This is a genomic window from Marinobacter shunpengi, assembly GCF_045449695.1.
Taxonomy (GTDB): Bacteria; Pseudomonadota; Gammaproteobacteria; order Pseudomonadales; family Oleiphilaceae; genus Marinobacter.
In genome coordinates this window covers 15,087-37,289 of sequence record NZ_JBJJKZ010000005.1, presented here as the reverse complement: position 1 = coordinate 37,289, position 22,203 = coordinate 15,087, and the positions used below count along the sequence as shown (strand labels likewise).

The following is a 22,203-nucleotide window of genomic DNA, read 5'->3' as shown; positions in this document are numbered from 1 at the left end:
CCTACCCTCGCTCCCCGGACTGGCCGGGCGTCTGGGCGGCCGCTTCCACAGCGGTCAGCTCTGGTCTCACATTCAGCAGCCGCAGGGCATCGCTCATAACGCGGGCGAACACCGGTGCGGCGACTTCACCACCGTAGTAATCTCCTCCCTGCGGGGCGTCCACGGCCACCACAGTCACAATTCGCGGGTTGTCCATGGGCGCCATGCCGGCAAAGATGGCCTTGTACTGGCTGTCCTCATAGCCGTGTGCGCCCACCAGGTGCACGGTGCCGGTCTTGCCGCCAGCCGTGTAGAGCGCCGGGTTGGCACGCTTTCCGGTGCCGTTCTCCACCACTTCCTGCAGCATGTCACGGACCTGGGCGGCCACGGTTTCCGACATCACACGCTGCCCGACAGCGGGCTCGTCCCGGCGGTTCAGTGTCACCGGGTAGCGGGTGCCGCCGTTGGCCACCACCATGTAGGCCTGGGCCAGTTGCAGGGCATTCACGCTCATGCCATAGCCATAGGACAGGGTGGCCTCCTCCACGGGACGCCAGTCGCTGGTCATGGGCAACACCCCGACCGCCTCACCGGGGAAACCGATACCGGTAGGCTGGCCGAGGCCCAGATGAAAATAGAAGTCCCTGATCACATCCCCCCCGATATCATTGGCGATCATGCTGATGCCAACGTTGCTGGAACGGGAGATGATCCCTGTCATGGACAGCTGTCCGTAATTGCGATGATCACGGATGGTAAAACGCCCGAAGCGACGGTAGCCCGGCGACGTATCGATCATTGAATCGACCTGGTACTCCCCGGACTCCAGAGCCGCCGCCATGGCCAGAGGCTTCATGGTGGAACCGGGTTCGAAGAGGTCCGTGAGCGCCTTGTTGCGCAGCTTCTCGGGGCTCAGGGATGCCCGATCGTTGGGGTTGTAGGATTGCTGGTTAACCATGGCCAGAACCTCACCCGTGGACACGTCCAGCATGACCAGGGTTCCGCCCCGGGCATCATGGGCCTGAACCACCGCCTTGAGCTCACGGTAAGCCAGGTACTGCAGGCGCAGGTCAAGGCTTAGGGTCAGGTCCTTCCCGGGCTTGGCATCACGGATCAGAGACAGGTCCCGGATCAGGCGGCCGCGGTTGTCCCGAAGCACGCGCTTGCGCCCGGGAACGCCACTGAGCCAATCATTATACGACAGCTCGATACCTTCCTGACCCTGTTCATCAATATTGGTAAAGCCCACTAGATGCGCGGCGACCTCACCGGTTGGATAGTACCGTTTGTACTCCTGACGACTGTACAGCCCCGGAATTTCCAGCCCCAGGACCTCCCGTGCCAGGGACGGCTGGATCTTGCGACGGACATAGATAAACTCCCGCGAGGAATAGTCCCGCAGGCGCTGGCGCAGCCGTGCCTCGTTGATACCCAGCAGGCTGGCCGCCGTGGTAAGGCGAGGGTCGTCCGGGTCCACCTCGCCGGGGTTGGCCCACAGGGTCTCCACCGGCGTACTGACCGCCAGGGGCTCACCATAGCGATCGGTGATCATGCCACGGTGGGCATCAATACTGTCCACGCGGATGGTGCGGACATCCCCCTGCTGACGCAGGAATTCCTGGTCCACCACATGCAGGTCCACCAGCCGCCATCCCAGCACCGCTGTCACCATCAGGAATACCCCCAGTACACAGCCAAACCGCCAGGCCTGGAGCCCGGCGGCGACTTTCTGCATGAGTGTGACGGATTCCTGATTCCGGGCCATGATCGACTCTATCTACCTGCGGCTATCGCCGATCCAGTGCTGGCATAGGGCACCAGTACTATGTGTTCCTGGCCGGGCACGACCATATCCAGTTCCTCCACGGCCTTATGCTCAATCCGGCCGTGAGCACTCAGGGCACTTTGCTCCAGCAGCAGCTGACTCCACTGCCGCTGGTAACCGTCCCGCTGTGCCTGTAGTTCCGCCAGGGTGTTGTACAACTCCCGGTTCTGGTGGGCGCTGACCGCCACGCCAATGGCCGAACCGATCAGCAGCGCCGCCAGACCCAGGGTGACCACCACCCGGGGCTCTGACAGAGCGTGAAAAATCCGCGCGGACAGTTTCAGCGCGTCGGACACCCGCGTACGCACGTTGTCCCGGGTCAGTACCGGCGCCTTTGCCGGCTTTTCCAGTGTGACTGCACTCATTCCGATGCCACTCCCTTATCGTCGGCACGGCGCTCAAGAACCCTCATCACGGCGCTACGTGCACGGACATTTTCCTGTATCTCGGGCTCACTGGCCTTCAGGGCCTTGCCCACGGTCCGATAGGGCGGCTCCACCTCTTCCGCCCGCACCGGCAACCCGCGAGGCAACTGCGGCCCGCGGGACAGATCCCTCATGAACCGCTTGACGATCCGGTCCTCCAGGGAATGGAAACTGATCACTACCAGCCGACCACCCGGCGCCAACAGTTGCACGGCCTTTTCCAGGCCTGACTCCAGGTCTTCCAGCTCACGGTTGATGAAGATCCGCACCGCCTGGAAGCTCCGCGTCGCCGGATGCTTGTGCTTTTCCTTCTTCGGAACCGCCTTCCGGACCAGCTCCGCAAACTGGCGTGTAGTGGCCAGTGGCTCCTCGGCCCGTTGCTGGACCACGACCCTGGCAATGCGGCGGGAAAAACGTTCCTCACCGAAGCGCCAGATCACGTCGGCAATCTCCTTCTCCGCCGCAGTGTTCAGCCATTCCGCCGCACTGGGCCCTCGGGACGTGTCCATCCTCATATCCAGGGGGCCGTTACTCATAAAGCTGAAGCCGCGTTCCGCGTCATCCAGCTGGGGCGACGATACGCCCAGATCCAGCAACACCCCGGTCACGGACCCGGCTTCCCAGTCCTGCCCGGACGCTGCGTCATCCATATCGGCGAATGAACCGTGATAAACGACGAAGCGGCCGTCTTCGGCCGCCAGAGCTTCACCAAACCGGACCGCCTCCGGGTCCTTGTCGATGCCGATCAGCCGGCCATCGCCCTCCAACCGCTTCAATATCAACCGACTGTGACCACCGCGACCGAAGGTGCCATCGATAAAACGCCCCCCGGGCTGAACCACCAGCAGGTCCACCGCCTGGTCCAGCAACACGGAACGATGAAGCGACTGCCCCGCCTCCGGGTCGAAGGAGCGCCCGTCGATCATAGCGACAGGGCCTCCATTTCCGGCGGCATTTCATCGTCATCATCGGACTCATCCAGCCAGGCGAACCAGCGCTCCTCACTCCAGAGCTCCAGCTTCTTGCCCTGACCAATCAACATAAGTTTCTTCTCCAGTCGCGCGTAGGAACGCAGCGTGGGTGGCACCAGCACACGACCGGCGGAATCCAGTTCAAGGGGAGTGGCATGGCCGAGGATCAGCCGCTGAAGTCGGCGGGCCTTCCGGTTCATGTTGGGAAGCGCGAGCACCTGGGAGCGCACATTCTCGAAGACCGGCTCGGGATAGATAAGAAGACAGCGCTCCTCATCGGCATTGGCTGTGAGCACGATGCGACCATTGCACTCATCCTGGAGTTCTTCACGCACACGGGCAGGAATCGCCAGGCGACCCTTTGCGTCCATGTTGATTGCGTGACTGCCAAGAAAGTTGCTCATCGCTCAAGGTGCAGACCCTGCTGCCGCTCCTGCCTGTTATGTGACTTCCCGCTGGTGAGTTCTCACACCATGACCCACCGGCCACCACTGCTGAACCACCACAAACCACGATTTTCCACTTTTTCCCACTTCTGCACACTATAGGAACACGCCTACCACAATGCAAGCGCTAAAAAGAGCGCGCACATTACGAAAGTTTCTTTAATGACAAGGGGTTAGCGGGGAACAAAAAGGATATACGGAAAGAGACGGGGGAGAACTTCCGGCAAATCAAAAGCCTGCAAAAACTTTCGGAGAAAATGAACGAAGTCTAAGATTTTTTTGCTATATAAAATCCTGTCGTAAAACTACACATCCCACATTACGACAGGGCTGACAATATCTTAATGAAAAAAGGAAAGGAGAGCTCGCCGATAAGCCGGGTTCTGTCGTGGACAGTCATTCATCTAGGGCCTGCGTTGCCACAGACCTCAAGCAACCTACCCGAGTCCAGCGCGGGCCACGCCATAGGACTCCTATTTGGTCTTGCTCCAGGTGGGGTTTACCATCGCCGTGGACTGTTGCCAGCCACGCGGTGCGCTCTTACCGCACCATTTCACCCTTACCGGCGCCCGAAGGCGCTTAGGCGGTATACTTTCTGTTGCACTTTCCGTCGGCTCGCGCCGCCCAGGCGTTACCTGGCACCTTGCCCTGCGGAGCCCGGACTTTCCTCCCCCGGCGATACCGGCGGCGACTGTCTGGCGAGCTCAGGCGAGACCATACCCCCGCACCGGGAGCGGCGCAAGGGATTTATCGGGAATCACGGAGTTCCAGGGCCCGCTGGTACAATTCGTTGCGGGAGCGCCCCGTCAGTTCCGCGGTAATCCTGGCCGCTTTCTTTACCGGCAGCTCCGGCAACAGAAGGGCCAGCACCTGGTCGGCATCAACAGCGGAACCCTCTTCCTGCACGGGCGGAGCCCCAGCCACCATGACCACATACTCCCCCTTGCCTGCATTGGGGTCACCCTCAAGCCTGACGAGAACATCCGCCACCTGCCCCGGGTAGAAGGTTTCAAAGGTCTTGGTCAGCTCCCGCGCCAGCACTACCTCCCGGTCGCCACCGAAGACCTGCGCCATATCCGACAGCAGATCGCGAATACGGCGGGGCGATTCATAGAACACGAGGGTCGCAGTCTCCCGGGACAGGGCAGCCAGCGCCTTGCGCCGGCCAGACGCCTTGGCGGGCAGGAAGCCCTCGAACAGGAACCTGTCCGTGGGTAATCCGGCCGCACTCAGGGCCGCCACCATGGCGCAGGCCCCCGGCACGGGGCTGACCCGGATACCCCGCTGCCGCGCCTCCCTGACCAGCACATAGCCGGGATCGGAAATCAGCGGCGTACCGGCATCAGATATCAGCGCTACCGATTCCCCCTGTCCGATACGGTCCAACAGTGCCGACGCCCGCTCCCGCTCATTGTGGTCATGCAGGGCCCACATGGGTTTGTGTATACCCAGGTGCTGCAGCAGCCGGCCGCTATGGCGGGTATCCTCCGCTGCCACCAGGTCAACCTGCCCCAGCACCTGCCCCGCGCGGGCGGTGAGGTCATCCAGGTTGCCGATGGGTGTTGCCACGATGAAAAGTGTACCGACGGGCGTCAATGTCGCTTGATCCGCTTCCAACCCAAAATCCCCGCTATGAAACTGTGAAATGGCCGCCAAGCTGGTAAACTTGCAGCCCCTGACACGACCAATTAGAGAGACACTATGCCGGCACCGTGCCGGCACCTCAAGGAGCCCTGCCTGATATGCGTTGTCACCTCCCGAACCTGCGTCGCCTTGCCGTGGCATCCACATTGACTGCCCTGCTGGCCAGTGGATGCACACCCATCCAGTTGCAGGACAGTTCCCTGCAGTCTGCGGGCGATGCCCTGTCGGCGGCCCAGGAACTCTCCGCCGGACTGGAAACCCAGCGTTTCCTGCTACGGTCAGCCGCCACCTTCCAGGAGCGTGGCGAGCACGAATATGCCCGCGAGGTACTGCTCAGCACGGCCTTTGACGAGCCCGCACCGGAGGTGGCCGACCAGTACCTGTTGCTGAGCATGGACAGCGCCGTGGCACTTGAGGACCGGGAGTGGGCTGCCGACCTGGTGGCCGCCATGCCCGAAACCCAGTACCAGCAGTACCCGGAGGACCTCCAGGCCAGGGCTGCCCAGCTTCAGGACGACGCCTACAGCCTGGCCCAGGCTCCGCTACCATCAGCCCGGTTCCTGATGAACATCCAGCCGGAACTGCTGGGCATTGACCGCCAGCAACTGAACGACCGCATCTGGCAGACCCTGAAGGAAACCCCGGACGCCGCCCTGAATGACACCGCCACATCCGCCATCGGCTTCGAAAACCAGGGCTGGTACGAACTGGCGGCCACCCTCCGGCAGCCAGGCATGAGCCTGGAGGCCCAGGGTCACGCCGTGCGTAACTGGCGCTTCAACTGGTCAGGCCACCCCGGTGCCGAAACCGTCCCCACCGAGCTGGCCCTGCTGACCCAGGTACTGGAGCAGCGCCCGGAGCGCATTACCCTGGCGCTCCCCCTGTCCGGACCACTGTCCGCCGCCGGTAATATGGTTCGTGAGGGCTTCCTGGCTGCCTACTATGCCGCCGAACAGGAAAGTGCCCAGGCAGCAGTCACCACCAACGACAGTGCCGGCAACGGTGCCCAGGTGACCGCAACCAGAAACAATGAAAGCAGCAGCGACCAGGACACCGCCCTGGAGGGGGATGAAGGAAACCGCCGCGCACAGCCCCCCGAGCCGGCCACCCCGTCAAACACGTCCATTACCATCGTGGACACCAATGGCCGCCCCTTCGAGGAGGTCCTACCGGAATTGCTGGCCAGCGACCCCGACCTGATCGTGGGCCCCCTGGCCAAGGATGAGGTCGCGGCCCTGGCCAGCCGCTCCGATCTCCCCGTGCCGGTACTGGCCCTGAACTACGCACCCGAGCAGGACGGCCCCACACCGGCGCAACTGTTCCAGTTCGGCCTGTCGGTGGAGGACGAGGCCCGCCAGATTGCCGAGCGGATTGTCGAGGATGGTGTCGGCCAGGCCCTGGTGCTGATTCCCGAAGGCGACTGGGGAGACCGAATCGCATCGGCCCTGGAAGAACGCATGCAGGAACTCGGTGGTATTATCCTGGATATGGAACGCTACTCGGAGGAAGACAACTTCCGGGATGTGAGCGCCGAGCTGCTGGGCATTAATATCAGCCGCGAACGGGCTATTGAACTGGAGCGGACCATGGGCCTGAACATCGAGTTCGAACCCCGTCGTCGCCAGGACGCGGAATCCATTATCATGGTGGCGGAACCGATGATCGCGCGGCAGTTCAAGCCCCTGTTCTCCTTCTACTACGCCAACGATGTGCCAGTGTTCTCCCCGTCCATCATCTACAGCGGACGTCCCTCCCCGGCTCGTGACCGGGATATCAATGGCGTCTACTTCACCGACCTGCCCTGGATACTGGACCGGGAACCCGAGTTCCGCCAGCAGGCCTACGAGTCGTTCGACAATCTGGACGGCCCTCTGGGCAGGCTCTTTGCCATGGGAGCCGACGCCTGGACCCTGAGCATCAACCTGCCGCTGATGCAGCAGATAGCCGACAGCCGGGTAACCGGTCATACAGGTGAGCTCTGGCTCGATGCCAACAACCGGGTTCACCGCCATCAGATGTGGGGCGTGTTCGACGAAGGGGAGCCCGTTATCGCCTCCGAACAGGACGAGGACGATAGCGAGCCTGAAACCGGAGAAGAAACGGACAGCGTGATAAACTGAAATGACGGCCAGGGAAGGCAAGCAGGAACGACAGGGAGCGGCCAGCACCCGCAAGCAGCAGGGCCACGAGGCTGAAGGCGTGGCCGCACGCTACCTGACCAGTCGCGGCGTTACCATCGTGGATCGCAATGTACACAGTCGTGGTGGTGAGATCGACCTGATCGGCTGGGATGACCGGACGCTGGTGTTTTTCGAGGTAAGGTTCCGGAAACGGGGCGGCCTGACGGACGGCGCCGGCTCCATCGGCTGGCGCAAGCAGCAACGCCTGGTAAGGGCGGCCACCTACTACCTTCACCGTCACGGACTCTGGAATCACGACAGCCGGATCGATGTCGTGTCCATCGCCCCGGGCGATACCCACAAGTACCGGATTCAGTGGATCAGGAATGCTATTCAGGCAGAACCATGAGTAACAGCGAAGACGATGTCAGTCAGTGGTTTGCTGACCACATGGAGCACACGGCCATGGCTGCCAGCCTGGCCACGCCCCTTATCCCTGACGTGGCGGACGCCCTGGTCAGGACGCTTCTGGGTGATGGCAAGATCCTGGCCTGTGCCAATGGCAACGCCAACACCATTGCCCAGTACTTCTGCACGGCACTACTGGGGCGCCTGAACCAGGACAGGCCGGGCTTACCGGCCATCAACCTGGGGGCCGATGCCACCACCTATTCCGCCATCTGCCGGGACAACCGGTTCAATGACACCTTCGCTCGCCAGGTAACAGCCATAGGCAAACCCGGCGACACTCTCGTGGTGTTCGTGGATGACGGCCACAAGGCGAATCTGATCCAGGCCATCCAGGCGGCCCACGACCGCGAGATCGGCGTTATCGTCATCAGCGCCAAGGACAAGACGGACATCAGCTCACTGCTGCAGGCCCAGGACCTGGAAATCACCCTCAACGATCTGGACCCAGTCGCCGCCACACCGATCATGATACTGATCACCGGCGCGCTGTGCCGCCTGGTCGAACAGAACCTGTTCGGCGGTTAGAAAAAGGGGGAGTGGCTGACCGGCCGGAACGCCAGCCAGTCAGCAAAGAGAGGTTCGCCTATTTGACGACCTTGAGGCTGGGCCGACCGCTGGGGCGCCCGGAATCATCTTTTGTATCGCGTTCAGACTCCCGGGACTTGCCTCCATCCGGGTCGGGTGATCCCGGCTCACTGCCAAAGACCATACCCTCACCGTTTTCCCGGGCATAGATGGCCATCACTGCCGGCAGCGGGATGTAGACCTGCATCGGCACGCCACCAAACCGGGCACTGAACTCCAGGGCCTCATCACCGATAGCCAGCGCCTTTACAGCCGATGGGCTGATATTGAGCACAATCTGCCCGTTCGCCACATGGTCAGCGGGAACCTGCACTCCCTGGATACTGGCGTCCACCACGATATGAGGCGTGCAGTGATTATCCAGTATCCACTCGTTGAAAGCCCTGACCAGATAGGGACGGCTGGACGTCATTGTCACCTTGTGTTCAGACACATTGCTCTCCCGGCTTTCGGGGTACGACACCATTGGCGGCGTACCCGTCCATTAACTGCGGATGTCTTCTTCCAGGTCCGACAGACTTGCCTTGAACCCTTCACGGGCAAAGATCCGGTCCATGTACTTGGTAATCGGCTTCGCCTGCTTGGCATCCAGCTCAATACCCAGTGACGGCAATCGCCAGAGGATCGGTGCAATGCAGCAATCGACGATAGTGAATTCCTCGGACAGGAAGAACGGCATTTCGCCGAACAGCGGCGCGGTGGCTTGCAGGCTCTCCCGCAACTCCTTGCGGGCCGGATCCGATGATTTCGCCGAAGGCTCTGCCAGGATCTGGTCCACCAGGCCACACCAGTCCTTCTGGATGCGATGAATCATCAATCGGCTGTTTGCCCTGGCCACCGGGTACACTGGCAGCAGTGGTGGATGCGGGAAACGCTCATCCAGGTACTCCATCATGATGTTGGGCTCATAAAGCACCAGGTCACGGTCCACCAGGGTCGGCAGGGCATTGTACGGATTCAGGTCCGCGAGCTCTGACGGCGGGTTGTCCGGATCTACATCCACAACGTCGACGGTGACACCCTTTTCCGCGAGCACGATACGAACCCGATGGCTGTAATGGCTGGCAGGGTCCGAGAAAAACGTCATTGATGACCTCTTGGTCACAACGCCCATAGAACGACTCCAAGATAATAAGACAGATAGCGACTGCTGAACGCAAAAAACCAGCGGGCCAGAATTTGGCCCGCTGGGTCTTGTCAGCGTCAATTATACGCTAAAACGTCAGTGCACGTCTTTCCAGTACTCACGGTTCAGCAGATAGGCGAAGATAAAGAACACCGCCACAAAGATCAGAACCAGAATACCCAGACGCTCACGCTCGACCTTGACCGGATCACCCATGTAGGACAGGAAGTTGGTCAGATCGTACATGGCCCGATTGAACTCGGCGGGCTCCATGCTACCTTCGATGGCCCAATCGTCGCAGATATCGGTGCCACGGACGTTACCGCTGAGCGGATCAACACTGGCGTTGGTACCGACTTTAGGCGGCACGGCGCAGAGACCCTGCAGGTCCACCAGCACGTGGGGCATACCCACGTTCTCAAAAACGGCATTGTTCACACCCAGCGGCCGGGTGTCGTCCTTGTAGAAGGCACGGAAATATGAGTAGAGCCAGTCCTCACCCCGAACCCTGGACACCAGGGTCAGATCAGGCGGAGCACTCCCGAACCAGTCGGCAGCAGCGTCCTTGTCCATACCGATTTCCATCAGCTCGCCGATCTTGGCACCGGTGAAGATCAGGTTCTCCTCCATCAGTTCCGCCGGAATGCCCAGATCATCGGAAACCCGCTTATAGCGACCGTACTCCAGGGAGTGGCAGCCCATGCAGTAGTTCATAAACATGGCTGCACCCCGCTGCAGGGAGGCATCATTGGTATGATCCGGCTCCATCGTGTCCAGAGGTACACTGGGGCCGGCGGCCAGCGACAGAGCCGGCAGGACTGTCATGAAAAGACCCAGAATCAGTTTTTTCATCCTGTCACCCTCTCTGGTACTGGCTTGGTTTTTTCCCAACGCGTGTAGAACGGCATGAGAATGAAGTAGAGGAAATACAGAGTGGTCAGCAGTTGTGCCACCATCGTACGGCCTTCAGTAGCCGGCACGATGCCCAGATAGCCCAGGATAATGAAGCTTACCGCCAGGATGATCAGGGCAACCTTGCTGATCCAGCCCTTGTAACGGATGGAGCGCACGGGACTGCGGTCCAGCCACGGCAGCACAAACAGGATGGCAATGGCGGCACCCATCACGACCACACCCCAGAACTTGGCATCCAGACCGAACAGGTCCACGGTTACCGCACGCAGCATGGCGTAGAACGGCGTGAAGTACCATACCGGGGCGATGTGATCCGGTGTCTTCAGAGCGTTGGCCGGCTCAAAGTTCGGCTTTTCCAGGAAGAGCCCTCCCATCTCCGGGAAGAAGAACACCACCACAAAGAAGACAAAGAAGAACACGGCAACACCAAGCAGGTCGTGAACGGTGTAGTAAGGATGGAAAGGAATACCATCTTTAGGCACGCCGTTCTCGTCCTTGTTCTTCTTGATGTCGATACCGTCAGGGTTGTTGGAACCCACTTCATGCAGCGCCAGGATGTGCAGGACCACCAGCCCCAGCAGGACGATCGGCAGCGCCACCACGTGCAGGGCGAAGAAGCGGTTCAGGGTGATACCGGAGATCAGGTAGTCACCACGAATCCACAGGGACAGGTCGTCGCCGATCACGGGGATGGCGCCAAACAGGTTAACGATGACCTGGGCCCCCCAGTAGGACATCTGCCCCCAGGGCAGCAGGTAGCCCATGAAGGCCTCGGCCATCAGCACCAGGTAGATCAGCATACCGAAGATCCAGATCAGTTCCCGGGGCTTCTGGTAGGAGCCGTACATCAGGCCACGGAACATGTGGAGGTACACCACCACAAAGAAGGCCGACGCACCGGTGGAATGCAGGTAGCGGAGCAGCCAGCCCCACTCCACATCACGCATGATGTACTCGACGGAGGCGAAGGCGCCCTCCGCAGAGGGGTTGTAGCTCATGGTGAGCCAGATACCGGTAACAAGCTGGTTGACCAGCACGAGCATGGCCAGTGAACCGAAGAAGTACCAGATATTGAAGTTCTTGGGGGCGTAGTACTTTGCCAGGTGCTTGTTCCACGCCTCGACGACCGGAAGACGCTCGTCGACCCAGTTGATTAGCTTATTCATTACGCAGCCCCCTCTGGATCCAGACCGACGGTCAGGGTGTTTTCGTCGTCAAAACGATGGGGCGGCACCTCCAGGTTGGCCGGAGCCGGCTGGTTGGGATAAACCCGACCGGCGAGGTCGTACCGGGAACCGTGACAGGCACAGTAGTAACCGCCGAGCCAGTTCTCCCCCAGATCGGCCGGAGCCACTTCCGGACGGAACTGGGGAGAGCAACCCAGGTGTGTACAGATGCCAACCAGCACGGAGTACTGATCTTTCAGGGAGCGGAGTTCTCCCTCGATATAGTCTGGCTGAGCGGCATCCTCGGACAGCGGGTCTTTGACCCGGTCGTCCATTTCGCGGATTTGCTCGATCATCTCATCGGTGCGGCGGACAACCCAGACCGGCTTGCCACGCCATTCAACGGTCATCTGCTGACCAGGCTCAAGCTTGCTGACATTGACGGTGACCGGTGCGCCAGCAGCTTCCGCCTTGGCACTGGGATTCCAGGACGCCACAAACGGAACGGCCGCACCGACGACGCCGACACCCCCAACCACCGAAGTCGCGCCGATCAGGAAACGGCGTCGGCCCTGGCTAACGTCGCCATTGTTCATTATGGTTTTCTCCCATCAGGCAATGCGATTACCGCCCTTCAGGCCGCTCACACATTGAAAAAGGACTTCACAACCCAAAATTATAAGCGCACAAATGGTAATGAAATTACCCGCACCTTACAAGCGGATAACCGGCAGCCAGGCCACAAAGCCAGCCTGCAGCCATGCTAGCACCTGCTCTCGACCAACCATAAAAAAACCCGGCACGGGACCGGGTTTTTCCGAAAAATCCGTGGACCGGATTTAACGCTTGGAGTACTGCGGACGCTTACGCGCCTTGCGCAGACCCACTTTCTTCCGCTCTACCTGACGGGCATCACGGGTAACGTAGCCGGCCTTGCGTAGTGCCGGACGCAGGGTCTCGTCGTAATCCATCAGCGCACGGGTCAGCCCGTGACGGATCGCGCCGGCCTGACCACTGGTGCCGCCACCGGCAACGGTGATCTGGATATCGAAGCGATCGGTGGACTCAGCCACTACCAGCGGCTGACGAACGATCATGCGCAGGGTCTCACGACCGAAGAACTGCTCAATGGTACGACCATTGATCGTAATGTTACCGCTTCCCGGCTTGATAAAGACGCGAGCCGTGGAGTTCTTGCGGCGACCAGTACCGTAATTTTGTGTTACAGACATATCCGCCTTCCGTTAGATGTCGAGTTCTTTGGGCTGCTGGGCTGCATGGGGATGCTCAGCACCGGCATAGACTTTCAGCTTCTTGAACATGGCGCGGCCGAGGGGACCCTTCGGCAGCATACCCTTCACAGATTTCTGGATAATCTGCTCCGGCGCCTTGTCTACAAGCTTCTCGAAGTTGATGGACTTGATACCACCGGGGAAGCCGGTATGGCTGTAGTACATCTTGGCCTGAGCCTTCCTGCCACTGACCTGGATCTGGCTGGCGTTGATCACCACGATGTAATCGCCAGTATCGACATGAGGGGTGTACTCAGGCTTATGCTTGCCCCGCAGACGACGGGCGATCTCGGTTGACAGACGACCCAGCGTCTTGCCGGCTGCGTCTACAACGTACCAGTCACGCGTTACGGTTTCTGGTTTCGCACTCAGAGTCTTCATTGAATCCGCCTTGAACGCTACAAAAATAAACGTTTAAAAACCTCTATGCCGGCGATGTGGGAGTGACGCCAGACAAGGTTTTATACCTGTTGGCCGGGGCGCCTTGGGCGCTCCCGGACCGGGACAATGTCGTTCGGGGCTGAGCCGACATTATCCCCATGAAAAGCCAGGGCGCGGAGTATATACGAACCTGTTGCCGATTCCAAGCCTTTAGGGAGCCTCTCCGCAATAGCCAGACCACCGATAGAGCCGACCGGTGTTGCGCGTTAAGGCCGCGGCCAGCGACACCTCCGGCTGGCCCACGAGACCCGCCAGGGCTGTCAGTATTTGCCGAAGGTTAGCGGGCTCGTTCCGATCCTTGCCGACACCAGCCGGCGCCATGTCCGGCGCATCCGTCTCCAGAACCAGGCGATCCACGGGCAACCGGGCCACCGCATCACGGGTCTTGCGGGCCCTGTCGTGGGTGATCACCCCACCGATACCCAGGAAACAGCCCAGGTCCACCAGCGCCCTCCCCTGTTCATAGCTGCCGGAGAAGCCATGTACGAGCACCGGCACATCCGGGCGCCGGCGCCTGAGGACGGCAGCCACCTCGTCATGGGTACGGACGGAATGGATAACCAGGGGCATATCGAGGGATTTCGCCAGGTCGACCTGGGCTTCGAACCACGGCATCTGGCTATTCAGATCCCCGTGCAGACGATCAAGGCCACATTCCCCCACGGCGATGCAACCAGTTTCGGCCTGACGCAGACGACGCTCCAGGTCGTCCATGGCGGCCTGGTCATGCTCACCCACAAACCATGGATGGATACCCAGGCAGCACCACCACTGGTCGCACTCCGCCGCCACCCGGATAACCCGGTCCCAGTCGGCGCGACGGACGCCAGGGATCACCAGCCGCTCAACTCCCGCCCGACGGGCCCGCTCCCAGACCCCGTACCTGCGCCCGTCAAACGCCGGAAAATCGAAATGGCAGTGGGCATCCACCAGTCGCATGCATCCCTCCGGATTGCGTGGTTGCCGCTATCAGTGTTCCCGGGTCTTGTGGAACCGGACGTCCGGGTGCCGCTCCTGGGCCAGTTGCAGGTTGACCATGGTGGGAGCAATGTAGGCCAGCCGGTCCGCCCCGTCCAGCGCCAGGTTGTCGTTGGCCTTGCGCTCGAATTCATCCAGCTTGCGGGGGTCGTCGCAGGTTATCCAGCGGGCGGTGGCCACGTTGATCGGCTCATAGATGGCATCCACCTTATACTCACTCTTCAGCCGGGCAACCACCACATCAAACTGCAGCACACCTACGGCGCCGACAATCAGGTCGTTGTTGCGCATGGGCCGGAATACCTGAACGGCACCTTCCTCGGACAACTGGATGAGCCCCTTCTGCAACTGCTTGGTCTTCAGCGGATCCTTCAGGCGGATGCGGCGGAACAGCTCCGGCGCAAAGTTCGGAATACCGGTGAACTTCATGTCTTCTCCAGCGGTAAAGGTATCGCCGAGCTGGATGGTGCCATGGTTATGGAGCCCGATGATATCGCCAGCGAAGGCCTCATCGGCATGGGCCCGGTCACCGGCCATGAAGGTCAGGGCATCGGAAAACCGCACCTCCTTGCCGATGCGTACATGCCTTGCCTTCATGCCCTGGGCGTACTTGCCGGAGACGATCCTCAGGAAGGCCACCCGGTCCCGGTGCTGGGGATCCATGTTCGCCTGGATCTTGAACACAAAACCGGAGAAGCTGTCCTCGGCGGGCTCCACGGTGCGGCTGTCGGTTTCCCTGGGCAGCGGCGACGGCGCCCACTCCACCAGCCCGTCCAGCATATGATCGACACCGAAGTTGCCCAGGGCGGTACCGAAGAAGACCGGGGTCAGTTGTCCGGCCATGAACATCTCATGGTCGAACTCGTTGGACGCCCCCTTCACCAGCTCGATTTCGTCCCGCAGGTCGTCCGCGTAGCTGCCAAGCACCTCATCCAGTTCCGGATTATCCAGACCGGAGATAACGCGCTTCTCCTGGATGGTGTGCCCCTGGCCAGTGTGATAAAGGATCACTTCATCCCGCAGCAGGTGATAGACGCCCTTGAAGCTCTTGCCCATGCCAATGGGCCAGGTAATGGGGGCGCAGGCGATCTTCAGCACGTCCTCCACCTCATCCATCAGCTCCACCGGATCGCGGGTATCCCGGTCCAGCTTGTTCATGAAGGTGAGGATGGGCGTATCCCGCAGGCGGGTGACCTCCATAAGCTTGATGGTCCGGTCCTCGACACCCTTGGCCGCATCAATCACCATCAGGCAGGAGTCCACGGCCGTGAGGGTACGGTAGGTGTCCTCGGAGAAATCCTCGTGCCCCGGCGTATCCAGCAGGTTGACCAGGCGACCGCCATAGGGGAACTGCATGACCGAGGTGGTCACGGAGATGCCCCGCTCCTTCTCCATTTCCATCCAGTCCGACTTGGCGTGCTGGCCGGATTTCTTGCCCTTGACCGTGCCCGCCTTCTGGATCGCCTCGCCAAACAGCAACACCTTCTCGGTAATGGTGGTCTTACCGGCATCCGGGTGCGAGATAATGGCAAACGTGCGCCGGTTTGATACTTCGCTGGCAATCTTACTGTCGGACATAGCCTCACACTTGCGTTAACGGGTGATTCTGGAATAGAGACCGGAACTTCCGGAGCTGGTCAAAAGGCGCGCATTTTCGCCGATCAGGCACCAGGATACAAACGCTTCAGGCAACCGGATTGGCTGGCCCGGCCAACCCCAGGGCCATGACCAGAGCATCCTCCCGGGCAACGCCGTCCGGATAGTAGCCCGGGCGCTTGCCAACCACCTGGAATCCCTCGGAAAGGTAGAGCCCACGGGCCACCTGATTACTGACCCGTACCTCGAGCACCACCCGTTGCAGCCCCTGCTCACTGGCGCCCCTGAGCAATACCCGCAACAATTTGCGGGCCAGGCCACGACCGCGACTGGCAGGACGCACGCACAGGTTCAGGAGGTGGGCCTCATCATGGAGCACGGCAAGCACCCCATAGCCCTCCAGCCGGCCTTCCCGTTCGATACCCAGTATGGCGTAGCCGGAACGGAAACTATCCCGGAAAACACCCTCGCCCCATGGGCTGGCATAGCCGAGACGCTCGATCTCGAGGATATCGTCCACATCCGACTCGGTCAGAGCCCTCACCCCCTCACTCATGCGGAGCATATCGCCGAGGGTCTGCACCAGGGCGGACATTACGCCCGCCCGATCTGTTGCAGGGCCTGCCATAGCCGCCGCTTGCCGTCGGGATCCGATGACAGGGCCGCCAGACTCAGGGGAAAGGACACCGCCGCCTGGCCAAGCGGCGCGCAAAGCTTATCCCATACACCCGTTGCCGCCTGGGCAGAGTCCTCCGGCACCAGCCCCAGCCATACCTGCCTTGGCCGCGCCACGGTTTCAGCCATTGCCGACAGCACATCCACCGCTCCGGCCGCATCGTTCCCGGGCACCGCCGGGTTACTGAACACCGGCCAGCGAACTTCCTCCCGGCCCGCAACGTCCTCGCCAAGGGCCTTGAGGATGTTGGTCGCCAGCCGGTCTTCCAGGGCGCGACTGGCATTATCAGGGCAACGACTGACCAGCAACCACTGACCACCCAGCCAGAATCGCCAGTGGAAGGCGACCGCCTCTCCGGCGAGGGCATCGCCGGCCTGGTGCCGTGACGCCTGCTCCTCGGGTGCATCAGCCTGCGGTCCGGCGTCAGCCTCCTGACGGATCACTTCCCCGCCGGAATCCGCCGCAACCCCGGCTCCCCCATCAACAGCAGGGGCGCTGTCATTATCGGTCCTGGCGCCAGGGCGACTGGCCGTATCCGCCATCAACCCCTGCAGGCGTGCCAGCCCCTGGCGGGATACCTCCGAAGCGGGCCGGGTTGCTCGGGCAACCGGTGTCTCCGACACGGCCTCCGGCACGTCTATCGCGATCCCACCCGGTTCATCGAAGTCGAAATCCGGACTGGGGGCCGCCCCCGGCAACGGCGCACGGGCGTACCAGAGCCTGACTCCGGCCACTCCCATGGCAAACTGTCGCTGGGCTTCGTTCATTCCTCGCTCCTCAATACGCCTGGTCCAGTGTCCCCGGGACGCTGGCGCAAACAGTCCGACGCCGACCAACGCCGTGAAACAGCCCATCAGTATAGCAGCGCCCTCCGTCCACCGTTACCCCTCCCGCCACTCCCGAAAACAACAACCAGTAACCAAAAATAAGATCACAATACTGTATCACGAACTCATTGAGCGCCCTGAACAAGCCCTCACCCATGGAAGCGTAGGTCATTGTTTTAAAATCACTTTTAAAGGAACCCCTGTTATTCCTGACGATTATCAAAACCACACACTAAGAGCAAAAGCGATACGCAATCTCGATTCAAGATTATTGACTAGTGTCAATTAGGACCTATACTGAGAAACATACTGCGCTTGTATAAAGCCACAAGAACAATCGGAGCACACCATGCCAGAAGACAGCATCCTCCTTGCCATCGAGCAGGGGGTAGCCACCATCACCCTCAACCGCCCCCAGAGCCTCAACAGCTTCAATGCCGACATGCATGAAGCCCTGCGCAGGGCCCTCGATACAGTCAGGGGGGATGACTCCGTGCGGGTACTGATACTCACCGGCGCAGGCCGGGGATTTTGCGCCGGCCAGGACCTGGGTGACCGCAATGTGGCGCCCGGCGACAACGCCCCCGATCTCGGCCATTCCATCGACACCTGGTACAACCCGCTGATCCGCACCCTGAAGGACCTGCCGGTTCCGGTCATCTGCGCCGTCAACGGCGTTGCCGCCGGCGCTGGCGCCAATATCGCCCTGAGTTGCGACATTGTGCTCGCCGCCCGTTCGGCCAGCTTCGTGCAGGCCTTCTGCAAGCTTGGACTGGTACCGGACTCCGGCGGCACCTGGATCCTGCCCAGGCTGGCGGGCATGGCCCGTGCCAAGGGCATGGCCCTGCTTGGGGAGAAAATCCGGGCCGAACAGGCGGAAGACTGGGGGCTGATCTGGCGTTGCGTGGATGACGAAGCCCTCACCGAGGAGACCGATATGCTGGCCACCCATTTTGCCAGTCAGCCCACCGCCGGCCTCGCCCTGATCAAGCAGGCACTCAACGCCAGCACCACCAATACCTGGGACGAACAACTGGACCTGGAGCGGGACCTGCAACGCCAGGCAGGCCAGAGCGAGGATTACCGTGAGGGCGTCGCCGCCTTTATGGAGAAGCGCCAGCCGGAGTTCAAGGGGCGCTGATCCGCCCACCCGGACGAATCAACAGCCCCGCCAGCGGGCCCACAAGCACCAACGGGACACAGAACAATGACTCAACCCGATCCCCAGACCCTGGCCAGGGAATGCGCCGATGCCATGTTCAGCCGGGACTACGCCAGCCAGAACCTGGGCATGGAGATCGTCGCCATCGGGCCGGGCACGGCCACCCTGACCATGACCGTGGACGACCGCATGATCCAGGGCCATGGCATGTGCCACGGCGGCTACATGTTCACCCTGGCCGACTCCGCCTTCGCGTTCGCCTGCAACACCTATGACCTGGCCACCGTGGCCGCCGGTTGCAGCATCGAGTACATGGCCTCCGCCCGCAAGGGCGACCAGTTGACCGCCCGGGCGATCGAACGGGCCCGGGGCCGTCGCACCGGAGTCTACGACATCGAGATCACCAACCAGGACGGCCGGACCGTCGCCCTCTTCCGGGGCAAGTCCCACCAGGTCCAGGGCAGCGTTCGCGATACCGGCGATCCACAGGAATAAACGCCAGACGGACCAGCAGAATTTGTTAACAAGTCCAACAGCGGGAAAACAAACATGACAATACCCATGCAGAAAATCGGCCCCCTCGACCCCCTGGAAACCGCCAGCCTCGATGAACTGCGCCATGTGCAGTTACAGCGCCTGCGCTGGAGCATCAATCACGCCTATACCAATGTGCCCTTCTACCGGAAGGCGTTTGACGACATCGGCCTGAAGCCAATGGACATCAACAGCCTGGAGGATCTGGCCAAGGTTCCGTTCACCATGAAGAACGACCTGCGGGACAACTACCCCTTCGGCATGTTCGCCACTCCCATGGAGCAGATTGTCCGGGTGCACGCCTCCAGCGGCACCACCGGCAAGCCCACCGTGGTGGGCTACACCCAGAAGGACATCGATACCTGGGCCAGCGTGGTGGCACGGTCCATCCGCGCCGGGGGCGGCCATGCCGGTGACAGGGTCCACGTGGCCTACGGCTACGGCCTGTTCACCGGCGGCCTGGGCGCCCATTATGGCGCCGAGAAGCTGGGCTGCACCGTCATCCCCATGTCCGGCGGCCAGACCGAGAAACAGGTCCAGCTACTGAAGGACTTCCAGCCGGACATCATCATGGTGACGCCGTCCTACATGCTCAACCTGGCGGACGAGATCGAGCGCCAGGGCATCAACCCCCATGATCTGCCCCTGCGCCTGGGCATTTTCGGCGCCGAACCCTGGACCAACGCCATGCGCCAGGAAATCGAGGAACGCCTGGGTATCGATGCACTGGACATCTACGGCCTGTCCGAGGTCATGGGCCCGGGTGTGGGCATGGAGTGCATTGAAACCAAGGACGGCCCGACCATCTGGGAGGATCACTTCTATCCGGAGATTATCAACCCGGACACCGGCGAGGTCCTGCCGGACGGTGAGTACGGCGAACTGGTCTTCACCACCCTTACCAAGGAGGGGCTGCCCATTCTCCGTTACCGCACCCGCGACCTGACCCGCCTGCTGCCGGGCACCGCCCGCCCCATGCGCCGGATCGACAGGATCACCGGCCGCAGCGACGACATGCTGATCATCCGTGGCGTTAACGTGTTCCCCAGCCAGATCGAGGAGCAGATCCTGCGGGTGGACGAACTGTCTCCGCACTACGAGATCGAGGTCTACCGGGACGGCAACCTGGATTGCATCGATATCCGCTGCGAACTGAAACCGGACAACAGCAGCGCCGACAGCAACCAGCGCGAGGCAATCAGCAAGACGCTGGCCCACAACATCAAGTCCTTCATTGGTATCAGCACCCGCATCGACATTACCGAGCCGGGACGGCTGGCCCGTTCCGAAGGCAAGGCGAAGCGGGTCTTCGACCGGCGCAAATAAGCACCGGTAAAGCTTCATCGTGGAGAAGAGCGACCATCGGTAGCTCTACAGCCCTTGCCCCGTTTTTACGGGGCTTTTTTCGTCCCGGAACTCAAACCGATAAACACAGTAAATGGAAATCATGCTTTCTGGCGTATCGCGTCAAAACCATCATCAAGACAACGCCTAAGGGCCACATTAGGCATACCAGGACTAAAGAATTGCTGCTTATTCGGAGATGATCCGACAAACAACATGATACAGAATCAAACCACTTGATATTTGATAAGGTATCATAAATAATTGAGTCATCGTCCAGCAGGTCTTGTGGGCACAGGAACGCGGTGAGCCCGAGAAGGAGCCACCCTGCCCGGGAACAAGAACCTATTTACCGGAGGTACACCATGTACGCACAACTCGTAGAAACCGGCGCCAAGCGCCTCAAGTCCCTGGAGGAAATGTCTCCGGAGGAGCGCGAGTTCCAGCTCAAGATCGACGCGGAAACCAAGATCGAGCCCAAGAACTGGATGCCCGAGGGCTATCGCAAGACCCTGGTCCGCCAGATTTCCCAGCACGCACACTCGGAAGTGGTGGGCATGCTGCCGGAAGGCAACTGGGTCACCCGCGCGCCGAACCTCAAGCGCAAACTCCAGCTGATGGCCAAGATCCAGGACGAGGCCGGTCACGGCCTGTACCTGTACAGCGCCATGGAAACCCTGGGCGCGGATCGCGACGAGGAGATCGACAAGCTTCACGAAGGCAAGGTGAAGTACTCCTCCATCTTCAACTACCCGACCCTGAGCTGGGCAGACATGGGCACCGTGGGCTGGCTGGTGGACGGCGCGGCCATCGTCAACCAGGTCATCCTGCAGCGCACCTCCTACGGCCCCTACTCCCGGGCCATGATCCGCATCTGCAAGGAAGAGAGCTTCCACCAGCGCCAGGGCTACCAGATCCTGCTGGACCTGATGCGGGAAGGCACCGAGGAGCAGAAGCAGATGGTGCAGGACTCCATCAACCGGTTCTGGTGGCCGTCGCTGATGATGTTTGGCCCGTCCGACGACCAGTCACCCAACTCCCAGCAATCCATGGCCTGGAAGATCAAGCGCAAGAGCAACGACGAACTGCGCCAGATGTTCATCGACCAGACTGTTCCCCAGCTCGAGTTCCTGGGCTGCACCGCCCCGGACCCGGAGCTGAAATGGAACGAGGAGCGCGGCCACTACGATTTCGGTGAGATCGACTGGCAGGAGTTCTACGACGTGCTCAAGGGCAACGGCCCCTGCAACAAGGAGCGTGTCGAAACCCGCAAGAACGCCATCGACGGTGGCGCCTGGGTACGGGAGGCCGCCAGGGCCTACGCCGAGAAACAGCAAAAGAAACAGCAGAACGCTGCCTGACAGGAGAAGAGTTATGGCTGACTGGCCCCTTTACGAAGTTTTTGTACGCAGCAAGCATGGCCTGAATCACAAGCACGTCGGCAGCGTGCACGCCGCTGACGCCGCCATGGCCATGGAAAATGCCCGTGACCTGTACACCCGTCGCAGCGAAGGCGTGTCGATCTGGGTGGTGCCCTCTTCCGCCATTACCGCCTCATCCCCCGATGAGAAGGAAGTGCTGTTCGATCCGTCGGACGACAAGGTGTATCGCCACGCCTCCTTCTACAAGCTGCCCGACGAAGTCGGCCATATGTAACGGGAGAGCCACATGAGCAAGGCT

Annotated in this window: 24 protein-coding genes and 1 other RNA gene; 8 read left to right on the top strand and 17 right to left on the bottom strand. The window is 61.0% G+C overall.

The annotated features are described in order from the left end of the window. Window position 1: 1 nt before the first annotated feature. The 6 genes from ACJO2E_RS01855 to rsmI form a co-directional block, all read right to left on the bottom strand. A complete protein-coding gene (locus ACJO2E_RS01855) occupies window positions 2–1,744 on the bottom strand; it encodes a peptidoglycan D,D-transpeptidase FtsI family protein (protein WP_406961293.1) in 1,743 nt (580 codons plus the stop codon). Between the two features lie 8 nt (window positions 1,745–1,752). Continuing rightward, the gene (ftsL, locus tag ACJO2E_RS01850) at window positions 1,753–2,169 is read right to left on the bottom strand and encodes a cell division protein FtsL (RefSeq protein ID WP_406961291.1); all 417 of its coding nucleotides are present in this window, start codon (window positions 2,167–2,169) and stop codon (window positions 1,753–1,755) included. Further along, complete coding sequence (gene rsmH / locus ACJO2E_RS01845) at window positions 2,166–3,155, bottom strand: 16S rRNA (cytosine(1402)-N(4))-methyltransferase RsmH (protein WP_406961289.1); 990 nt, start codon at window positions 3,153–3,155, stop codon at window positions 2,166–2,168. Before rsmH ends, ftsL begins: the two co-directional genes overlap by 4 nt. Continuing rightward, window positions 3,152–3,604, bottom strand: coding sequence for a division/cell wall cluster transcriptional repressor MraZ (gene mraZ / locus ACJO2E_RS01840; protein WP_406961287.1), 453 nt, complete (start codon window positions 3,602–3,604; stop codon window positions 3,152–3,154). Before mraZ ends, rsmH begins: the two co-directional genes overlap by 4 nt. 398 nt (window positions 3,605–4,002) lie before the next feature. After that, window positions 4,003–4,353, bottom strand: an RNA gene (gene rnpB / locus ACJO2E_RS01835) — RNase P RNA component class A. Between the two features lie 40 nt (window positions 4,354–4,393). Further along, entirely contained in the window at window positions 4,394–5,215 is an 822-nt protein-coding gene (gene rsmI / locus ACJO2E_RS01830) for a 16S rRNA (cytidine(1402)-2'-O)-methyltransferase (RefSeq protein WP_406961285.1), read from the bottom strand. Between the two features lie 173 nt (window positions 5,216–5,388). Between rsmI and ACJO2E_RS01825 the strand changes: the two genes are divergently transcribed. From ACJO2E_RS01825 to ACJO2E_RS01815, 3 genes are read left to right on the top strand one after another with little or no spacing between them, the layout of a single operon-like run. Continuing rightward, window positions 5,389–7,410: a penicillin-binding protein activator gene (locus ACJO2E_RS01825; RefSeq protein WP_406961283.1), complete on the top strand. Its 2,022-nt coding sequence runs from the start codon at window positions 5,389–5,391 to the stop codon at window positions 7,408–7,410. Window position 7,411: 1 nt separating this feature from the next. Next, a complete protein-coding gene (locus ACJO2E_RS01820; RefSeq protein ID WP_406961281.1) occupies window positions 7,412–7,819 on the top strand; it encodes a YraN family protein in 408 nt (135 codons plus the stop codon). Further along, the gene (locus tag ACJO2E_RS01815; protein WP_406961279.1) at window positions 7,816–8,406 is read left to right on the top strand and encodes an SIS domain-containing protein; all 591 of its coding nucleotides are present in this window, start codon (window positions 7,816–7,818) and stop codon (window positions 8,404–8,406) included. The genes ACJO2E_RS01820 and ACJO2E_RS01815 overlap by 4 nt, the downstream gene beginning before the upstream one ends. 58 nt (window positions 8,407–8,464) lie before the next feature. Here ACJO2E_RS01815 and ACJO2E_RS01810 read toward each other — a convergent pair whose 3' ends face one another. The 11 genes from ACJO2E_RS01810 to ACJO2E_RS01760 all read right to left on the bottom strand — a co-directional run bounded on the left by ACJO2E_RS01810 (window position 8,465) and on the right by ACJO2E_RS01760 (window position 17,423). Further along, complete coding sequence (locus ACJO2E_RS01810) at window positions 8,465–8,878, bottom strand: ClpXP protease specificity-enhancing factor (protein WP_406962359.1); 414 nt, start codon at window positions 8,876–8,878, stop codon at window positions 8,465–8,467. Between the two features lie 72 nt (window positions 8,879–8,950). Then, window positions 8,951–9,580, bottom strand: coding sequence for a glutathione S-transferase N-terminal domain-containing protein (locus tag ACJO2E_RS01805; protein WP_406961277.1), 630 nt, complete (start codon window positions 9,578–9,580; stop codon window positions 8,951–8,953). A gap of 108 nt (window positions 9,581–9,688) precedes the next feature. After that, window positions 9,689–10,444, bottom strand: coding sequence for a cytochrome c1 (locus tag ACJO2E_RS01800; protein ID WP_406961275.1), 756 nt, complete (start codon window positions 10,442–10,444; stop codon window positions 9,689–9,691). Then, complete coding sequence (locus ACJO2E_RS01795; protein ID WP_406961273.1) at window positions 10,441–11,673, bottom strand: cytochrome b; 1,233 nt, start codon at window positions 11,671–11,673, stop codon at window positions 10,441–10,443. The genes ACJO2E_RS01800 and ACJO2E_RS01795 overlap by 4 nt, the downstream gene beginning before the upstream one ends. After that, complete coding sequence (gene petA / locus ACJO2E_RS01790; RefSeq protein ID WP_406961271.1) at window positions 11,673–12,269, bottom strand: ubiquinol-cytochrome c reductase iron-sulfur subunit; 597 nt, start codon at window positions 12,267–12,269, stop codon at window positions 11,673–11,675. The genes ACJO2E_RS01795 and petA overlap by 1 nt, the downstream gene beginning before the upstream one ends. 243 nt (window positions 12,270–12,512) lie before the next feature. Then, the gene (gene rpsI, locus ACJO2E_RS01785) at window positions 12,513–12,905 is read right to left on the bottom strand and encodes a 30S ribosomal protein S9 (RefSeq protein ID WP_406961269.1); all 393 of its coding nucleotides are present in this window, start codon (window positions 12,903–12,905) and stop codon (window positions 12,513–12,515) included. Window positions 12,906–12,917: 12 nt separating this feature from the next. Beyond that, window positions 12,918–13,346, bottom strand: a complete 429-nt coding sequence (gene rplM / locus ACJO2E_RS01780) for a 50S ribosomal protein L13 (RefSeq protein WP_406961267.1) — start codon at window positions 13,344–13,346, stop codon at window positions 12,918–12,920. A gap of 210 nt (window positions 13,347–13,556) precedes the next feature. Next, the gene (locus tag ACJO2E_RS01775; RefSeq protein WP_406961265.1) at window positions 13,557–14,345 is read right to left on the bottom strand and encodes a TatD family hydrolase; all 789 of its coding nucleotides are present in this window, start codon (window positions 14,343–14,345) and stop codon (window positions 13,557–13,559) included. A 30-nt stretch (window positions 14,346–14,375) separates the two neighbouring features. Then, a complete protein-coding gene (prfC, locus tag ACJO2E_RS01770; protein ID WP_406961263.1) occupies window positions 14,376–15,962 on the bottom strand; it encodes a peptide chain release factor 3 in 1,587 nt (528 codons plus the stop codon). A 106-nt stretch (window positions 15,963–16,068) separates the two neighbouring features. Next, window positions 16,069–16,575 carry a ribosomal protein S18-alanine N-acetyltransferase gene (rimI, locus tag ACJO2E_RS01765; protein ID WP_406961261.1) on the bottom strand — a complete coding sequence of 169 codons (507 nt, stop codon included), beginning with the start codon at window positions 16,573–16,575 and terminating at the stop codon, window positions 16,069–16,071. Further along, a complete protein-coding gene (locus tag ACJO2E_RS01760) occupies window positions 16,575–17,423 on the bottom strand; it encodes a hypothetical protein (RefSeq protein WP_406961259.1) in 849 nt (282 codons plus the stop codon). Before ACJO2E_RS01760 ends, rimI begins: the two co-directional genes overlap by 1 nt. Before the next feature lie 409 nt (window positions 17,424–17,832). On the opposite strand from ACJO2E_RS01760, the gene paaG reads away from it, so the two are divergent. From paaG to paaB, 5 genes are all read left to right on the top strand, one after another. Beyond that, on the top strand, window positions 17,833–18,624 hold the full coding sequence (gene paaG, locus ACJO2E_RS01755) for a 2-(1,2-epoxy-1,2-dihydrophenyl)acetyl-CoA isomerase PaaG (RefSeq protein WP_406961257.1): 792 nt from the start codon (window positions 17,833–17,835) through the stop codon (window positions 18,622–18,624). Between the two features lie 66 nt (window positions 18,625–18,690). Continuing rightward, the gene (gene paaI / locus ACJO2E_RS01750) at window positions 18,691–19,140 is read left to right on the top strand and encodes a hydroxyphenylacetyl-CoA thioesterase PaaI (protein WP_406961256.1); all 450 of its coding nucleotides are present in this window, start codon (window positions 18,691–18,693) and stop codon (window positions 19,138–19,140) included. A gap of 54 nt (window positions 19,141–19,194) precedes the next feature. Continuing rightward, window positions 19,195–20,505 carry a phenylacetate--CoA ligase PaaK gene (gene paaK, locus ACJO2E_RS01745; protein ID WP_406961254.1) on the top strand — a complete coding sequence of 437 codons (1,311 nt, stop codon included), beginning with the start codon at window positions 19,195–19,197 and terminating at the stop codon, window positions 20,503–20,505. Between the two features lie 383 nt (window positions 20,506–20,888). Then, the gene (gene paaA, locus ACJO2E_RS01740; protein ID WP_406961252.1) at window positions 20,889–21,884 is read left to right on the top strand and encodes a 1,2-phenylacetyl-CoA epoxidase subunit PaaA; all 996 of its coding nucleotides are present in this window, start codon (window positions 20,889–20,891) and stop codon (window positions 21,882–21,884) included. 13 nt (window positions 21,885–21,897) lie between these two features. Continuing rightward, window positions 21,898–22,179: a 1,2-phenylacetyl-CoA epoxidase subunit PaaB gene (paaB, locus tag ACJO2E_RS01735; RefSeq protein WP_406961250.1), complete on the top strand. Its 282-nt coding sequence runs from the start codon at window positions 21,898–21,900 to the stop codon at window positions 22,177–22,179. The last annotated feature ends 24 nt before the right edge of the window (window positions 22,180–22,203 follow it).

Excerpts from the sequence above, each read along its gene's own strand:
- prfC (WP_406961263.1), bottom strand. The coding sequence starts at position 15,962 with ATGTCCGACAGTAAGATTGCCAGCGAAGTATCAAACCGGCGCACGTTT.
- petA (WP_406961271.1), bottom strand. The coding sequence starts at position 12,269 with ATGAACAATGGCGACGTTAGCCAGGGCCGACGCCGTTTCCTGATCGGC.
- ACJO2E_RS01815 (WP_406961279.1), top strand. The coding sequence starts at position 7,816 with ATGAGTAACAGCGAAGACGATGTCAGTCAGTGGTTTGCTGACCACATG.
- ACJO2E_RS01855 (WP_406961293.1), bottom strand. The coding sequence starts at position 1,744 with ATGGCCCGGAATCAGGAATCCGTCACACTCATGCAGAAAGTCGCCGCC.
- ftsL (WP_406961291.1), bottom strand. The coding sequence starts at position 2,169 with ATGAGTGCAGTCACACTGGAAAAGCCGGCAAAGGCGCCGGTACTGACC.
- ACJO2E_RS01800 (WP_406961275.1), bottom strand. The coding sequence starts at position 10,444 with ATGAAAAAACTGATTCTGGGTCTTTTCATGACAGTCCTGCCGGCTCTG.
- ACJO2E_RS01775 (WP_406961265.1), bottom strand. The coding sequence starts at position 14,345 with ATGCGACTGGTGGATGCCCACTGCCATTTCGATTTTCCGGCGTTTGAC.
- paaK (WP_406961254.1), top strand. The coding sequence starts at position 19,195 with ATGACAATACCCATGCAGAAAATCGGCCCCCTCGACCCCCTGGAAACC.
- ACJO2E_RS01825 (WP_406961283.1), top strand. The coding sequence starts at position 5,389 with ATGCGTTGTCACCTCCCGAACCTGCGTCGCCTTGCCGTGGCATCCACA.
- ACJO2E_RS01795 (WP_406961273.1), bottom strand. The coding sequence starts at position 11,673 with ATGAATAAGCTAATCAACTGGGTCGACGAGCGTCTTCCGGTCGTCGAG.
- ACJO2E_RS01760 (WP_406961259.1), bottom strand. The coding sequence starts at position 17,423 with ATGAACGAAGCCCAGCGACAGTTTGCCATGGGAGTGGCCGGAGTCAGG.
- ACJO2E_RS01820 (WP_406961281.1), top strand. The coding sequence starts at position 7,412 with ATGACGGCCAGGGAAGGCAAGCAGGAACGACAGGGAGCGGCCAGCACC.
- paaG (WP_406961257.1), top strand. The coding sequence starts at position 17,833 with ATGCCAGAAGACAGCATCCTCCTTGCCATCGAGCAGGGGGTAGCCACC.
- rsmH (WP_406961289.1), bottom strand. The coding sequence starts at position 3,155 with ATGATCGACGGGCGCTCCTTCGACCCGGAGGCGGGGCAGTCGCTTCAT.
- rplM (WP_406961267.1), bottom strand. The coding sequence starts at position 13,346 with ATGAAGACTCTGAGTGCGAAACCAGAAACCGTAACGCGTGACTGGTAC.
- rpsI (WP_406961269.1), bottom strand. The coding sequence starts at position 12,905 with ATGTCTGTAACACAAAATTACGGTACTGGTCGCCGCAAGAACTCCACG.
- ACJO2E_RS01805 (WP_406961277.1), bottom strand. The coding sequence starts at position 9,580 with ATGGGCGTTGTGACCAAGAGGTCATCAATGACGTTTTTCTCGGACCCT.
- paaA (WP_406961252.1), top strand. The coding sequence starts at position 20,889 with ATGTACGCACAACTCGTAGAAACCGGCGCCAAGCGCCTCAAGTCCCTG.
- paaI (WP_406961256.1), top strand. The coding sequence starts at position 18,691 with ATGACTCAACCCGATCCCCAGACCCTGGCCAGGGAATGCGCCGATGCC.
- paaB (WP_406961250.1), top strand. The coding sequence starts at position 21,898 with ATGGCTGACTGGCCCCTTTACGAAGTTTTTGTACGCAGCAAGCATGGC.
- rimI (WP_406961261.1), bottom strand. The coding sequence starts at position 16,575 with ATGTCCGCCCTGGTGCAGACCCTCGGCGATATGCTCCGCATGAGTGAG.
- ACJO2E_RS01810 (WP_406962359.1), bottom strand. The coding sequence starts at position 8,878 with ATGACGTCCAGCCGTCCCTATCTGGTCAGGGCTTTCAACGAGTGGATA.
- mraZ (WP_406961287.1), bottom strand. The coding sequence starts at position 3,604 with ATGAGCAACTTTCTTGGCAGTCACGCAATCAACATGGACGCAAAGGGT.